This window comes from Streptomyces hawaiiensis (assembly GCF_004803895.1).
GTDB classification, from domain to species: Bacteria; Actinomycetota; Actinomycetes; order Streptomycetales; family Streptomycetaceae; genus Streptomyces; species Streptomyces hawaiiensis.
Genome location: NZ_CP021978.1, coordinates 1,509,212 through 1,523,151, shown reverse-complemented (window position 1 = coordinate 1,523,151; position 13,940 = coordinate 1,509,212). Strand labels below are relative to the sequence as shown.

The following is a 13,940-nucleotide window of genomic DNA, read 5'->3' as shown; positions in this document are numbered from 1 at the left end:
GGCGCCCGAGCCGGGCCCGACTACCCAAACGTCCCGAGCACGGCCTAGGGTTGCTGTGTGAACGAGCTCGATGTCGTAGGTGTCCGGGTCGAAATGCCCTCCAACCAACCGATCGTGCTGCTGCGTGAAGTGGGAGGCGACCGTTACCTCCCCATCTGGATCGGACCGGGGGAGGCGACGGCGATCGCCTTCGCCCAGCAGGGCATGGCTCCCGCGCGGCCGCTGACACACGACCTGTTCAAGGACGTGTTGGAAGCCGTCGGCCAGGAGCTCACGGAAGTGCGCATCACGGACCTGCGTGAGGGCGTCTTCTACGCGGAGCTGGTCTTCGCCAGCGGCGTCGAGGTGAGCGCCCGCCCGTCCGACGCCATAGCTCTCGCGCTGCGCACCGGGACGCCGATCTACGGCAGTGACACGGTGCTCGACGACGCCGGCATCGCGATCCCGGACGAGCAGGAGGACGAGGTGGAGAAGTTCCGCGAGTTCCTCGACCAGATCTCCCCGGAGGACTTCGGCTCCAGCAGTCAGTGAGCTCCTGGGGAGCGGCAGTGGTCTGAGAGGCGTGTGGGCGGCCCGGCGGACGATGTGGTCCGGGGCGGGGCCGCCCGCCGTATGTGTGACGGGTGAAATGCCCGCATGCGCCGGTGGTGAGTCAGAGCGTCATACGGCCCGTTCCGGGGACATTCGGCTAGCCTTTCCCCGCGGTGGGGCACGGGAAACCACTCTCAGGGTGATTATCACTCGGCGTGGCGAGTGTGGCGATCGTTGACGCACCCCTGGTGACTGCCTACCGTCGAGAAGGCAGGTCAAGGACGGAGGTCGGCGTGAGAAGCAGCGGCGACGGTACGGCTGGGGGCGGCCCCGAGCGCAGTCTCAGGGCGAGCGGTCCGTACCCTCCCCCCGGCTCACGGCCCCTCCCGGGCGGAGGATGCCCCCAGCCCGGTGGCGCGGCCGAGCACGTTCCGCAGCGACCGACAGCGGTGCCGAGCAGCGGAGGGACGACGTCCATGGCGTCCGAGCAGATCGGCTATCGCGGCCCCACGGCCTGTGCGGCCGCCGGTATCACCTACCGGCAATTGGACTACTGGGCCCGCACGGGGCTCGTCGAGCCGAGCGTGCGCCCCGCGCACGGGTCCGGGACGCAGCGGCTGTACAGCTTCCGGGACGTGGTCGTCCTGAAGATCGTCAAGCGGTTCCTCGACACCGGGGTGTCACTGCAGAACATCCGCACGGCCGTCCAGCACCTCAGGGAACGCGGTTTCAGCGACCTGGAACGCATGACGCTGATGAGCGACGGCGCGACGGTCTACGAGTGCACCTCGCCCGACGAGGTCCATGCCCTGCTCCAAGGCGGTCAGGGTGTGTTCGGGATCGCCGTGGGCGTGGTGTGGCGGGACGTCGAGAGCGCGCTGTCCCAGCTGCATGGTGAGCGGATCGACACCGGCGAGACCCTGGTCGGGCCCAACCCGGCGGACGAGCTGGCGCGTCGGCGCAACCGAGCCGTCTGAGCCGTCCGGCGGCGCGGGACGCACGCGGTCGCAGGAGGCGGGACGTTTCCGCGCCGGGGCGTAAGCGGTTTCTCGTGGGGCGTTCAGGGCCCCGCGCGGGGCGTTCAGGGTGGCCGCGGGGGGCATTGTCAGTGGTGTAGGGCAGCATCGGAGTTGTGAGAACCGCACCCACGATCCTGCATCTCGACATGGATGCCTTCTTCGCCTCGGTGGAGCAGGCGTCCAAGCCGAGTCTGCGCGGGAAGGCCGTGGTCGTGGGCGGGCTCGGGCCGCGGGGTGTGGTGGCGACCGCGTCGTACGAGGCGCGGGTCTTCGGGGTGCATTCGGCCATGCCCATGGGCCAGGCCCGGCGGCTCGCGCCCAACGCCGCGTATCTCGTGCCGCGCTTCACCTTCTACCGGTCAATCAGCGAGCGGGTCATGGAGCTGCTGCGTGCGCTGTCGCCGCTGGTGGAACCGCTGAGCCTCGACGAGGCGTTCGTGGACCTGGAGGCCGGGGGAGTGGCCTGGGACGAGCGGTCGGCACGGCTGGCCGGGGTGAAGCTGCGCGCGGACATCCGGGCTGTCACGGGCCTCACGGGGTCGGTGGGGCTCGCCGCGTCCAAGATGCTCGCGAAGATCGCCTCGGAGGAGGCCAAGCCCGACGGGCTGGTGGTCATCGAGCCGGGGAGCGAGCGGGCGATGCTCGGGCCGATGTCGGTGCGGATCCTGCCGGGGGTGGGGCCGGCGACGGGCGACCATCTGCGGCGGGCCGGGATCACCACGGTCGAGGAGATCGCCGAGGCGGGCGAGGACGAGCTGGTCCGGCTGCTGGGGAAGGCGCACGGGCACGGTCTCTACGCCATGGCGCTGGCGCGGGACGACCGGCCCGTGGTGGCGGAGCGCGAGACGAAGTCGGTGTCGGTCGAGGACACCTACGACGTCGACATCCACGACCGGACGCGGGTCGGGCTGGAGGTGCAGCGGCTCGCCGAGCGGTGCGTGCGGCGGCTGCGCGGGGCCGGCCTGTCCGGGCGGACCATCGTGCTGAAGGTGCGGCGCTACGACTTCTCGACGCTCACCCGGTCCGAGACGCTGCGCGGGCCGACGGACGATCCCGCCGTGATCCGTGAGGCGGCGGGCAGACTGCTGGACTCGGTGGACACGACGGGCGGGGTGCGGCTGCTCGGGGTGGGGGTCAGCGGGCTCGCCGACTACACGCAGGAAGACCTGTTCGCACAGGCGGCGGGGGAGCGGGCGGTCGCGGAGGGCCCCGTCGAGGAGCACGCCCCGGCGCCGGCCGAGGAGCAGCCGTCACTGGCCGAGCGGCGGTGGCCCGCCGGGCACGACGTGCGCCATGCCGAGTTCGGGCACGGATGGGTGCAGGGCAGCGGCCTGGGGCGGGTCACCGTACGGTTCGAGACGCCCTCCTCGGAGCCCGGGCGCGTGCGGACCTTCCGGGTCGACGATCCGGATCTGGAGGCGGCCGACCCGCTGCCGTTGGTGTTACGAGGGCCCGAAGAGGGAGACGGAGTGCCCGGGGCAGGGTCTCAGGCCGTCTCGTCGGTGCCCGCCAGCTTGCCGAAGTCGTGGTCCGGCAGCGGGGGCGGGGCGGCGACGTCGAGGCCGTAGTGGTGATAGAGCTGCAGTTCCTGCTCGGGGGAGAGGTGGCGGCCCACGCCGAAGTCGGGGGCGTCCTTGATCAGGGCGCGGTCGAAGGGGACGTGGAGGGAGCCCTCGATCAGTTCGCTGGGCTCCAGGGGGACGAAGGCGTCCCTGCTGAACAGGCCGGTGCGTATGGCCGCCCATTCCGGCTCGCCGGTGGCGTCGTCGAGGTAGACCTCGTCGATCGTGCCGATCCTGGTCCCGTTGCGGTCGAACGCCTTGCGGCCGATCAGGTTGCGCGGATCGATATCGGTTCGCACGGGCCCTCCACATGGTCGCACCTCATCCGTAAACACTACAAAACGGTACAAGCGGGGATGCGGCCACTCGAAGGTTCGTGCGTTGACCCCGCTGGTACGCTGGCAGCGGCTGTTGACACCGTGCGGGAGAGTCCTCCAGACGTCATGGAGGCGCCGAAGGAGCAAATCCTCCCCGGAATCTCTCAGGCTCACGTACCGCACGGACGAGGTCACTCTGGAAAGCAGGGCGGGTGTCGACGGCTTCCGCTCTCACCGACGGTGAAAGCCGGAGGCCTTCGGGCGATCCGGTGAAGCTCTCAGGTTGAGATGACAGAGGGGGAGGCCGTCCGGGTACCCGCGCCGTGGTGCCCCTCGAAGGTCGTGTCGACCAGGAGGCCTCCGTAATGACCGCCCACCGCACTCCGCTCTCCGAGCTCGAAGAGGCTGTCCCCTTCGAGCAGCGCCATATCGGCCCCGACCACGAGGCCTGCGCCAAGATGCTCGCACACGTCGGCTACGGCTCACTCGACGAGCTCACCGCCGCCGCGGTCCCGGCCGTGATCGCGAGCGCCGAGGCACTGGACCTGCCGGGCGCCCGCAGCGAGGCCGAGGTGATCGCCGAGCTGCGCTCGCTGGCCGACCGCAACCAGGTCCTCGGTTCCATGATCGGCCTCGGCTACTACGGCACGTTCACCCCGCCGGTCGTGATGCGCAACGTCATGGAGAACCCGTCCTGGTACACGGCCTACACGCCGTACCAGCCGGAGATCTCGCAGGGCCGGCTCGAGGCGCTGCTCAACTTCCAGACGATGGTCGCCGACCTGACCGGACTGCCGACCTCCGGCGCCTCCCTGCTCGACGAGGGCACCGCGGCCGCCGAGGCCATGGCGCTGTCGCGGCGTCTGGGCAAGAATAAGAAGGGTCTGTTCCTGGTCGACGCGGACGCGCTGCCGCAGACCATCGCCGTGATCCGGACCCGGGCCGAGCCGACGGGGGTCGAGGTCGTCGTCGCCGACCTCGGCGATGGCATCCCCGCCGAGGTCGCCGGGCGCGAGATCAACGGTGTGCTGATCCAGTACCCGGGCGCCTCCGGTGCGGTGCGGGACATCAAGCCGGTCATCGACCAGGCGCACGGGCTCGGGGCACTCGTCACCGTCGCCGCCGACCTGCTGGCGCTGACGCTGCTGAAGTCGCCCGGTGAGCTCGGCGCGGACATCGCCGTCGGGACGACGCAGCGCTTCGGCGTGCCCATGGGCTTCGGCGGACCGCACGCCGGCTATATGGCGGTCCAGGACAAGATGGCGCGCAGCCTGCCCGGGCGGCTCGTCGGCGTGTCCGTGGACGCCGACGGGAACAAGGCGTACCGGCTGGCGCTGCAGACGCGTGAGCAGCACATCCGCCGGGAGAAGGCCACCAGCAACATCTGCACCGCGCAGGTGCTCCTCGCGGTCATGGCCGGCATGTACGCCGTCTACCACGGCCCGCAGGGCCTGAAGGGCATCGCGCGGCGCACCCACCGGTACGCCACGGTCCTCGCCGCCGGGCTCGAGGGCGGCGGTGTCGAGGTCGTGCACGGCGCCTACTTCGACACTCTGACCGTGCGCGTCGAGGGCCGGGCCGCCGAGGTCGTGGCCGCCGCGCGGGACAACGGGGTCAACCTGTGGCCCGTGGACGCCGACCACGTCTCGATCGCCTGCGACGAGACCACGACGCGCGCTCAGCTGCGGGCCGTCTGGGCCGCCTTCGGGGTCGAGGGCGTCGTCGAGGCGCTGGACACGGCCACGGAGGACGGGCTTCCGGGCGCGCTGCTGCGGACCGACGACTACCTGACGCACCCCGTCTTCCATCAGCACCGCTCCGAGACCGCCATGCTGCGCTACCTGCGCCGGCTGGCCGACCGCGACTACGCGCTCGACCGGGGCATGATCCCGCTGGGCTCCTGCACCATGAAGCTCAACGCGACCACCGAGATGGAGCCGGTCACCTGGCCCGAGTTCGGGCAGATGCACCCCTTCGCGCCCGCCGGGCAGGCCGCGGGCTACCTCACCCTCATCCACGAGCTGGAGGACCGGCTCGCCGAGGTCACCGGCTACGACAAGGTGTCCCTCCAGCCGAACGCCGGCTCGCAGGGCGAGCTGGCCGGTCTGCTCGCCGTTCGCGGGTACCACCGGGCCAACGGGGACAAGCAGCGCACGGTATGCCTGATCCCGTCGTCCGCGCACGGCACCAACGCCGCCAGCGCGGTGATGGCGGGCATGAAGGTCGTCGTCGTGAAGACCGCCGAGGACGGCGAGATCGACGTCGAGGACCTGCGGGCGAAGATCGAGCAGTACCGCGACGAGCTGGCCGTGCTGATGATCACGTACCCCTCCACGCATGGCGTGTTCGAGGAGCACGTCGCCGACATCTGCGCCCAGGTGCACGAGGCCGGTGGCCAGGTCTACGTCGACGGGGCGAACCTCAACGCGCTCGTCGGGCTCGCCAAGCCGGGGCACTTCGGCGGGGACGTCTCGCACCTGAACCTGCACAAGACCTTCTGCATCCCGCACGGCGGCGGCGGTCCCGGCGTCGGCCCGGTCGCGGTGCGCGAGCACCTCGCCCCCTATCTGCCGAACCACCCGTTGCAGCCCGACGCGGGACCGGAGACGGGTGTCGGGCCACTCTCCGCGGCGCCGTGGGGCTCCGCCGGCATTTTGCCGATCTCGTGGGCGTACGTCCGGCTGATGGGCGGCGAGGGGCTGAAGCGGGCCACGCAGGTGGCCGTGCTCAGCGCCAACTACATCGCCAAGCGGCTGGAGCCGCACTACCCGGTGCTCTACACCGGTCCCGGCGGGCTCGTCGCGCACGAGTGCATCATCGACCTGCGGCCCCTGACCAAGGCGACCGGCGTGAGCGTCGACGACGTCTCCAAGCGGCTGATCGACTACGGCTTCCACGCGCCGACCATGTCGTTCCCGGTGGCAGGGACGCTGATGATCGAGCCGACCGAGTCGGAGGACCTGGCCGAGCTGGACCGGTTCTGCGAGGCGATGATCGCCATTCGCGCGGAGATCGAGAAGGTCGGCTCCGGCGAGTGGCCCGCGGACGACAACCCGCTGCGCGGTGCCCCGCACACCGCCGGCGCGCTCGCCGGGACGTGGGAGCACGCCTACAGCCGTGAGGAGGCCGTCTTCCCGGCCGGGGTGTCGACCGCCGACAAGTACTGGCCGCCGGTGCGCCGCATCGACCAGGCCTTCGGCGACCGGAACCTGGTGTGCTCCTGCCCGCCGCTGGACGCGTACGAGGACTGACCGGCCGACCGGTCACAGGGAGGGGCTCCGCGGTTGCGGGGCCCCTTTCGTCGTTCACCGCCGCGTCATGTGGTGGCGAGTGACACCTCGGTCGCCTTGATCAGGGCGATGACGGGGATCCCGGGTGACAGGGCGAGGTCTTCCGCCGCGTCCCTGGTGATCGCGGCGGTCAGTTCGCCGCCCTCGACCGTGACGCGGACGGACGCCATCGCGTCGCCGGCCGCGATGTCCGTGACCGTACCGGGGAGCTGGTTGCGGATCGACAGGCCCTCGATGGGCGCGGTGGCCAGGGAGACCTCCGTCGACTTCAACAGGGCGCGCACTGGGGTGCCCGGAGTGAGACGGAGGTCTTCCGCGGCCTCGCGGGTGATCGCCGCGGTGAGGTCCTGGCCGCCGGTGAGGCGGACCCTGACCGTCGCCATGGCCTCGCCCGGGGTGACGGCCGTGACGGTGCCGGGGAGCTGGTTGCGGATACTCAGGCTCATGGGTGCACCGTAGCCCGGTGGGTGCTTCTGGCCCGGTATGCCTGCGTCTGCGTCGCTGGACTGTTCAGACGCGGTCGATGTGGACGTTCGTCGACTTCACGCGGGCCGTCGCCTCCATGCCGACCTCCAGGCCGAGTTCCTCCACCGCCTCGCGGGTGAGCAGGGAGACGAGCCGGTGCGGGCCCGCCTGGATCTCCACCTGGGCGGCGACGTCGCCGAGTTTGATCGCGGTGACGATGCCGGGGAAGGCGTTGCGGGCCGAGGTGTACGGGGCGTCCTCCTCGGCGGCGCCGGACCGGGCGAGTTCGACCGAGAACGCGGCCAGGTCCCGTCCGTCGATGAGCCGTCGTCCGGCCTCGTCGCGGTGGGTCGTGACGCGGCCCGCGTCCGCCCAGCGGCGGGCGGTGTCCGGGCTCACGCCGAGCAGCCGTGCTGCCTGGCCGATCGTGTAGGACTGCATGCCGGTCACGATAGGCGTGCGGGAGGGGAACAGCGGATGCGGGGTTGGCCGTTGGGTATAACGCGATATAGCGTTAGTCTCGACTGGTGGCCGGGTGCCGTGCCCGGGGGGATCGGGGTGGAGTGATGACGGCGGAGATCGCGCGGACCGGCGGATCGCCCGAGGTGAGGGCGTCGCACGCGGACCGGGACCGGACCGTGGATGTGCTGCGCGTCGCCGCGGGCGACGGTCGGCTCACTCTGGAGGAGCTCGACGAGCGGCTGGAGGCCGCCCTGTCGGCCCGTACGGTGGGCGAACTCGTGGTGCTGACGGCGGATCTGCCCGCGGCGGCCGGAGGGGCACCCGTCGAGGCCGAGGAAGTCGTCCGGATCCGGCAGGAGGGGGCCTCGACCCGGCGGGGCGACGGCTGGGTGGTGCCGCGGCGGCTGGAGATCCGTTCGGCGTGGGGCGAGGTGACACTCGACTTCACCGACGCGGTGATCACACACGACACCCTGGACGTCGACCTGGACCTGCACGCCGGTGCCCTGAAGGTGATGACCCGGCCGGGCGTCGTCGTGGACACCGGCGGCCTGGTGATGAACTACTCCGAGATCAAGGCGCGCCGGCCGGTCGAGGCCCCTGTACTGCTGCGGGTACGGATCACGGGTGAGATCCACTACGGGCAGATCGTGGTGCGCCCGCCGCGCAGGGGTTTCGGCCGGCGGAGCGCGACGGCCTGACTCAGCCCACGTGCACCTTCGGCCGCCGCTTCCGGTCGGGCTCCGCCTCACGCAGGACCTCGCGGGTCACCGGCGCGACCTCGCCCTGGCCGAACAGGAAGAAGCGCAGGAAGTTGGCGAAGGGTCCGCCCTCGGTCCACTCGAAGTAGATGTGCGGGGTGCAGCCCGTCGAGTCGCGGGCGTGCAGCAAAAGCGCGGCCAGGGCGTTGGGGATGGAGGACGACTCCAGGGTCAGGACGCGGTAGCGCCCGTGCAGCACCTCGCCGCGTACGGTCAGGCCCGCCTCGAACTCGGACGGGTCGGTGACCGTCACCTCGACGAAGACGAAGTCCTCCTGGTCGGGCACGTCGTTGTCGTGCCGGATCTGGTCGATCTTGTCGCGGTACTCGGCGATGTCGCGCCGGTCGGGTTCGTTGGCGATGAACCGCATCCGGCGGCTGGCCATGTCCCGGACGAAACGCTGCGCCATGTCGTCCAGCGTCACGCCGGTCACGCGGAGCTCGAACGCCCGGGCCAGCCGTGACAGCAGGGAGACCAGGATGATGCCGGCGATGAAGCAGGCGCCGATCTTCACGCCGTCCGGGCGCTCGATGACGTTGAGCACGGTCGTGTAGAGGAACACCGCGGAGATCACCGCGAAGGCGACGGTCCAGTTCCGCTGCCGGGCCTTGCGGGCGGCGATGGTCACCGCGATCGCGGCGGAGCTGATGAGGACCAGCACACCGGTGGCGTAGGCACCGCCCTGGGCGTTGACGTCGGCGTCGAAGATCCACGTGACCAGGAAGGCGATCAGGGTGAAGACGATGACCATGGGCCGCACGGCGCGGGCCCAGTGGGGGGCCATGCCGTAGCGGGGCAGATAGCGCGGCATCAGGTTGAGCAGTCCGGCCATCGCGGAGGCGCCGGCGAACCAGAGGATGGCGATCGTCGAGACGTCGTAGACGGTGCCGAAGGTGTTGCCCAGGTAGTCGTGCGCCAGGTACGCGAGCGCGCGGCCGTTGGCCTGGCCGCCCGCCTCGAACTCCCTCTCCGGGATGAGGAGGGTGGTGATGAAGCTGGTGGTGATCAGGAAGACGCTCATGATCAGCGCGGCGGTGGTGAGCAGCTTCTTCGTGTCGCGGATGCGGCCGGTCGGCCGTGCCTCGGTGTCGTCCGGGTCGCCCTGGACGTGCGGCATCACGGCGACGCCCGTCTCGAACCCGGAGAGGCCGAGGGCCAGTTTCGGGAAGACGAGCAGCGCGACGCCGATCATGGCGAAGACGTTGCTGTGCTGGGTGGTGAGGGCGCTCGACCAGTCGGTGACCACATGACCCGCCGTGATGACGTGGTAGAGGCCGACGACCACCACGACCACGTTCAGCGCGAGGTAGGCACCGACGAGGGCGACCGCGACGCCGATCGCCTCCATGAAGCCCTTGAGGAACACCGCGCCGAGCAGGGCCACCAGCACCAGCGTGATCAGCATCTGCCGGTCGTGCAGGACGCCGGTCAGATGCGGGTTCTCCACGAGGTGGGTGGAGGCGTCGGCGGCCGACAGGGTGATGGTGATGAGGAAGTCGGTGGCGGCGAAACCCAGCAGGGTCAGCACGAACAACTTGCCCTGCCAGAAGGAGAGCAGCCTTTCCAGCATGGCGATCGAGCCCTCGCCGTGGGGGCTCTCCTCGGCCACCCGGCGGTAGACGGGCAGGGCGCCGGCCAGCGTGACGACGACCAGGACGATGGTCGCGATCGGTGACAGCAGTCCGGCGGCGAGGGCCGCGATCCCCGGCTGGTAGCCGAGGGTCGAGAAGTAGTCGACGCCGGTCAGGCACATCACCCGCCACCAGCGCTGTCCCCCGTGCGGAGGCTCCGGTTCTGCGTGGGGCCCGGTGTGGCCGCCGCTCTTGCCCATGTCGGCCAGGCCCTCCAGCATCCAGGCGCGCAGGCGGCTGGGTGGAGCGGGCTCCGGACGGCTCGGTGCCGGGTGCTCGGTGGTGGCCATCGACGTGCTCCCGATGTGCGGCTCAGCGTGGTTTCCGGCCATCACTGGACGGCCCGATCAGCGTAAGCGGAGCGTGATGCAGTGGCCCGTGGATGAGGGGGCTGTGCGCGTCAAGCTTCCGTTAAGACTCGCGGCCGGGGCGGCCGGAGGTGCGAAAAACGCGAGCTGAGAGCCCATGGGAGGGCTCGGTCTGTGAAGTGGGCGGTGTCGGTGTGCGGCTCGCGGGTGGACACCCTCTGTGATCACGACGAGGTCTGCCTCGTAACGTTCGTCTATAGAGCCGAATGTTTCGCTGCCCCACCACGTCCCTGTGGTGACCCAAGATTCAGCGTGTACAAGGGGTTGCCACCGTTTAGCGGCTGTCTCTAGGGTTCGGCAGCAACGAACCTTTCTGGATCTATGTCGAAACTTTCGAGGAGCGCATGATGGGCGACCCGGCACTGTCCCGCCGCGGCTTCATGGCGGCCTCCGCCGCGGCCGGTATCGGAATGACGGCACTGACCGCATGCGGCGGGGACTCGGACGGAGGGTCGTCCGGGACGACCACGATCGAATGGTGGAACATCTCCACCACCGAGCCGGCCAAGGGCGTCTGGGCCGCCCTCGCCCGGAAGTTCGAGGCGCAGAACCCCAAGGTCAAGATAAAGATCGTCCAGCTGGAGAACGACGCCTACAAGTCGAAGATGACGGCCCTGACCGCCTCCGGGAAGCTCCCCGACATCTTCCACACCTGGGGCGGCGGCGTACTGAAGCAGCAGGTCGACGCCGGGCTCGTCGAGAACCTCACGGACAGCACCAAGCCGTGGGGCGACGCCCTGCTGCCGGTCGCCAGGGAGCCGTACCTGTTCGACGACCAGGCCTACGGCATACCGTTCGACATCGGCATGATCGGCTTCTGGTACAACAAGGCGCTCTTCGCGAAGGCCGGCATCGCCGAGCCCCCGACCACCTGGAACGGCTTCCTCGACGCCGTACGCAAGCTCAAGGCCGCCGAGGTCACCCCGCTGGCACTGGCCGGCAAGGAGAAGTGGCCCGGCATGTACTACTGGGCCTACCTGGCGATGCGCACCGCCGGCGCCGAGGCGCTCCAAAAGGCCTACGACGACAAGGACTTCACCGGCGCCCCCTTCGTTGAGGCGGGCGAGCACCTGGAGGAACTCGTCGGCCTCCAGCCGTTCCAGAAGGGCTTCCTCGGCGCCGCCTACTCCTCGCCCACCGGCCAGGCCGCCGCCGTCGGCAACGGCAAGGCGGCGATGGAGCTCATGGGCCAGTGGGCGCCCACCGTGCAGGCCGACTCGGGCAAGGGCCTCGGCAAGGATCTCGGCTTCTTCCCGTTCCCCGCGGTCGAGGGCGGCAAGGGCGCCATCACCGAGGTGTTCGGCGGCGGCGGCGGGCACGCACTGCGCCGGGGTGCGCCGCAGGAGGCCGTGGACTTCCTCAAGTTCTTCGCGTCCGAGGCCACCGACCTGGAACTGGTCAAGAAGACCGGTGTCCTGCCCGTGGTCCCCGCGGCCGAGAGCGCCATCACCGACCCCAACATCAAGGCCGTACAGGCCCAGCTGAAGGCAGCCACCGGCTTCCAGCTCTACCTCGACCAGGCGTACGCGCCCGCCGTCGGCCAGGAGGTCAACGACAGCGTGGCCGCGCTCATCGCCGGCTCCAAGTCGCCCGGGCAGGTCGCCCAGTCGATCACGAAGACCGCGAAGGAAGAGCAGTAGCCGGCGATGACCTCCACGTTCCTGCCGGACAAACGGACCGGCCCCGGCGCCGGTTCCCCGCCCCCGGTCCCGGGCCGGCCCACGGGACGGTCCCGGCGACGCGCGCTGCACTGGCTCACGGCGGCCGGCTTCCAACTCCCCGCCTTGGTGCTGTTCATGGGGCTCGTGCTGCTGCCGATGCTGTTCGCCCTGTACGCCGCGTTCTTCCGCTGGGGCGGCTTCGGCATGCCCTCCGACTACATCGGCGGCGAGAATTTCACCCGGCTCTTCCAGGACGACGTCTTCCTCGGCGACCTGTGGCGCTGCCTGCTCCTGGTGGTGCTCTCGCTCGCGTTCCAGCTGCCGTTCGCGCTCGCCATGGCCGTTCTGCTCAACCAGCGGATGCGCGGCCGGGCGGTTTACCGGATGCTGTTCTTCGCCCCGTACGTCCTGTCCGAGGCCATCACCGGAATCCTCTTCGGCATGATCTTCGCTCCGGACGACGGCTTCGCCGACCAAGTCCTCGGCAAGGTCGGCCTGGAAGGGCTGGGCGGGGAGTGGTTCGCCGATCCGTCCACCGTCATGGCGACCGTCTTCCTGGTCATGACCTGGAAGTACTTCGGCTTCCACATGATGCTGTACCTCGCCGGGCTTCAGGCCGTCCCCCGGGAACTGACCGAGGCGGCGCTCATCGACGGGGCGAGTGCCTGGCAGCGGTTCCGCAACGTCACCCTGCCGCTGCTCGCGCCCACCCTGCGTATCAGCGTGTTCCTGTCGGTCATCGGCTCCATCCAGCTCTTCGACCTGGTGTGGGTGACCACCGCGGGCGGCCCCGACCACCACTCCGAGACCATGGCCGTGACCATGTTCCAGTACGGCTTCAAGCGCTACCAGGTCGGCTACGCCAGCGCGATCAGCGTGGTCATGTTCGGCATCAGCCTCGTCTTCGCCCTCGCCTACCAGCGGTTCGTGCTCCGGCGCGACCTCGAAGGGGCCACCACGACCATGCGGGGTGACGGAAAGTGACCACCAGTCAGAGGACCCGCGGGGGAAGGAAGACCTGGGGCCTGCACCTCGTCCTGGCCGTCGTGGGCACGGTCATGGCCGTCCCCCTGCTCTACGCCGTGCTCTCCGGCTTCAAGTCCACCGACGAGCTCTCCCGCAACCCGGTCGGTCTGCCCGAGTCGTGGGTGACCTCCAACTACACCCAGATCCTCGGCTCGGGGGACTTCTGGCGGCTGATCGGCAACAGCACGCTGATCGCGGTGGGCACGACCGTCCTGATCGTCGCGGTCTCCGCCCTGTCGGCCTTCTCCTTCGCGCGGTTCGCCTTCCGGGGCCGGGAGACGCTGTTCACGCTGTTCACCATGGGGCTGATGTTCCCGTTCGCGGTGGCGGCCCTGCCGCTGTTCCTGCTGCTGCGCTCCCTGGACCTGCTGGACAACCCCCTCGGCGTGATCCTGCCGCAGGCCGCGTTCGGACTGCCGATGACGATCATCATCCTGCGCGGCTTCTTCCGGCAGATCCCCGGCGAGCTGGAGGAGGCGGCCACGCTCGACGGGTGCAGCTCGTTCGGCTTCTTCTGGCGGGTGCTGCTGCCCATGGCCCGGCCCGCGCTCGGCACCGTCTCCGTGCTGGCCGTCGTCACCAGCTGGAACAACTTCTTCCTGCCGCTGCTCGTGTTCACCGACTCGCAGTGGTGGACGCTGCCGATCGGCGTCCAGCAGTTCCAGGGGCAGTACTCCGCGGAGTACGCCAAGGTCTTCGCCTATCTGGTGCTGGCCATGGTCCCCGCCCTCGCCTTCTACTCGGTCGCCGAGCGCCAGCTCGTCGGCGGCCTCACCGCCGGCGCCACCAAGGGCTGACACGCGCCGCGAACGTACGGCTCTACCCACCCACCTGTCGTGAGGAGTCG

At 70.1% G+C, this 13,940-nt stretch carries 12 protein-coding genes and 1 riboswitch; of the genes, 8 read left to right on the top strand and 4 right to left on the bottom strand.

Going from position 1 to position 13,940, the window contains the following annotated elements:
* Positions 1-57 precede the first annotated feature (57 nt).
* The 3 genes from CEB94_RS07055 (at position 58) to CEB94_RS07045 (ending at position 3,118) form a co-directional block, all read left to right on the top strand.
* A complete protein-coding gene (locus CEB94_RS07055; protein WP_003988851.1) occupies positions 58-531 on the top strand; it encodes a bifunctional nuclease family protein in 474 nt (157 codons plus the stop codon).
* A gap of 293 nt (positions 532-824) precedes the next feature.
* Complete coding sequence (locus CEB94_RS07050; protein WP_175431345.1) at positions 825-1,508, top strand: MerR family transcriptional regulator; 684 nt, start codon at positions 825-827, stop codon at positions 1,506-1,508.
* A gap of 155 nt (positions 1,509-1,663) precedes the next feature.
* Positions 1,664-3,118 (top strand): DNA polymerase IV, encoded by a 1,455-nt coding sequence (locus CEB94_RS07045; protein ID WP_175431344.1) that lies wholly within the window; start codon positions 1,664-1,666, stop codon positions 3,116-3,118.
* Here the strand turns inward: CEB94_RS07045 and CEB94_RS07040 are convergent.
* Positions 3,037-3,411, bottom strand: a complete 375-nt coding sequence (locus tag CEB94_RS07040; protein ID WP_175431343.1) for a PRC-barrel domain-containing protein — start codon at positions 3,409-3,411, stop codon at positions 3,037-3,039. The two genes, CEB94_RS07045 and CEB94_RS07040, sit on opposite strands and share 82 nt — an antisense overlap.
* A 113-nt stretch (positions 3,412-3,524) precedes the next feature.
* A riboswitch (glycine riboswitch) is annotated at positions 3,525-3,619 on the top strand.
* A 175-nt stretch (positions 3,620-3,794) separates the two neighbouring features.
* Here CEB94_RS07040 and gcvP point away from each other — a divergent pair.
* Positions 3,795-6,680, top strand: a complete 2,886-nt coding sequence (gene gcvP, locus CEB94_RS07035; protein ID WP_175431342.1) for an aminomethyl-transferring glycine dehydrogenase — start codon at positions 3,795-3,797, stop codon at positions 6,678-6,680.
* A gap of 65 nt (positions 6,681-6,745) precedes the next feature.
* Here gcvP and CEB94_RS07030 read toward each other — a convergent pair whose 3' ends face one another.
* Together CEB94_RS07030 and CEB94_RS07025 are read right to left on the bottom strand one after the other, a co-directional pair.
* Positions 6,746-7,165 carry a TOBE domain-containing protein gene (locus tag CEB94_RS07030; protein ID WP_175431341.1) on the bottom strand — a complete coding sequence of 140 codons (420 nt, stop codon included), beginning with the start codon at positions 7,163-7,165 and terminating at the stop codon, positions 6,746-6,748.
* 64 nt (positions 7,166-7,229) lie between these two features.
* Entirely contained in the window at positions 7,230-7,625 is a 396-nt protein-coding gene (locus CEB94_RS07025; protein WP_175431340.1) for a TOBE domain-containing protein, read from the bottom strand.
* 125 nt (positions 7,626-7,750) lie between these two features.
* Between CEB94_RS07025 and CEB94_RS07020 the strand changes: the two genes are divergently transcribed.
* Positions 7,751-8,347, top strand: a complete 597-nt coding sequence (locus tag CEB94_RS07020) for a DUF1707 SHOCT-like domain-containing protein (RefSeq protein ID WP_175431339.1) — start codon at positions 7,751-7,753, stop codon at positions 8,345-8,347.
* A 1-nt stretch (position 8,348) separates the two neighbouring features.
* Here CEB94_RS07020 and CEB94_RS07015 read toward each other — a convergent pair whose 3' ends face one another.
* Positions 8,349-10,328, bottom strand: coding sequence for an APC family permease (locus tag CEB94_RS07015; protein WP_175431338.1), 1,980 nt, complete (start codon positions 10,326-10,328; stop codon positions 8,349-8,351).
* Between the two features lie 425 nt (positions 10,329-10,753).
* Here CEB94_RS07015 and CEB94_RS07010 point away from each other — a divergent pair, with 425 nt between their 5' ends.
* The 3 genes from CEB94_RS07010 (at position 10,754) to CEB94_RS07000 (ending at position 13,890) form a co-directional block, all read left to right on the top strand.
* Positions 10,754-12,046, top strand: a complete 1,293-nt coding sequence (locus CEB94_RS07010; protein ID WP_175436922.1) for an extracellular solute-binding protein — start codon at positions 10,754-10,756, stop codon at positions 12,044-12,046.
* Positions 12,047-12,052: 6 nt separating this feature from the next.
* Complete coding sequence (locus tag CEB94_RS07005) at positions 12,053-13,051, top strand: carbohydrate ABC transporter permease (RefSeq protein WP_175431337.1); 999 nt, start codon at positions 12,053-12,055, stop codon at positions 13,049-13,051.
* A 74-nt stretch (positions 13,052-13,125) separates the two neighbouring features.
* Complete coding sequence (locus CEB94_RS07000; RefSeq protein WP_381107513.1) at positions 13,126-13,890, top strand: carbohydrate ABC transporter permease; 765 nt, start codon at positions 13,126-13,128, stop codon at positions 13,888-13,890.
* Positions 13,891-13,940 lie beyond the last annotated feature (50 nt).

Excerpts from the sequence above, each read along its gene's own strand:
- CEB94_RS07015 (WP_175431338.1), bottom strand. The coding sequence starts at position 10,328 with ATGGCCACCACCGAGCACCCGGCACCGAGCCGTCCGGAGCCCGCTCCA.
- CEB94_RS07025 (WP_175431340.1), bottom strand. The coding sequence starts at position 7,625 with ATGCAGTCCTACACGATCGGCCAGGCAGCACGGCTGCTCGGCGTGAGC.
- CEB94_RS07000 (WP_381107513.1), top strand. The coding sequence starts at position 13,126 with ATGGCCGTCCCCCTGCTCTACGCCGTGCTCTCCGGCTTCAAGTCCACC.
- CEB94_RS07020 (WP_175431339.1), top strand. The coding sequence starts at position 7,751 with ATGACGGCGGAGATCGCGCGGACCGGCGGATCGCCCGAGGTGAGGGCG.
- gcvP (WP_175431342.1), top strand. The coding sequence starts at position 3,795 with ATGACCGCCCACCGCACTCCGCTCTCCGAGCTCGAAGAGGCTGTCCCC.
- CEB94_RS07030 (WP_175431341.1), bottom strand. The coding sequence starts at position 7,165 with ATGAGCCTGAGTATCCGCAACCAGCTCCCCGGCACCGTCACGGCCGTC.
- CEB94_RS07005 (WP_175431337.1), top strand. The coding sequence starts at position 12,053 with ATGACCTCCACGTTCCTGCCGGACAAACGGACCGGCCCCGGCGCCGGT.
- CEB94_RS07010 (WP_175436922.1), top strand. The coding sequence starts at position 10,754 with ATGGGCGACCCGGCACTGTCCCGCCGCGGCTTCATGGCGGCCTCCGCC.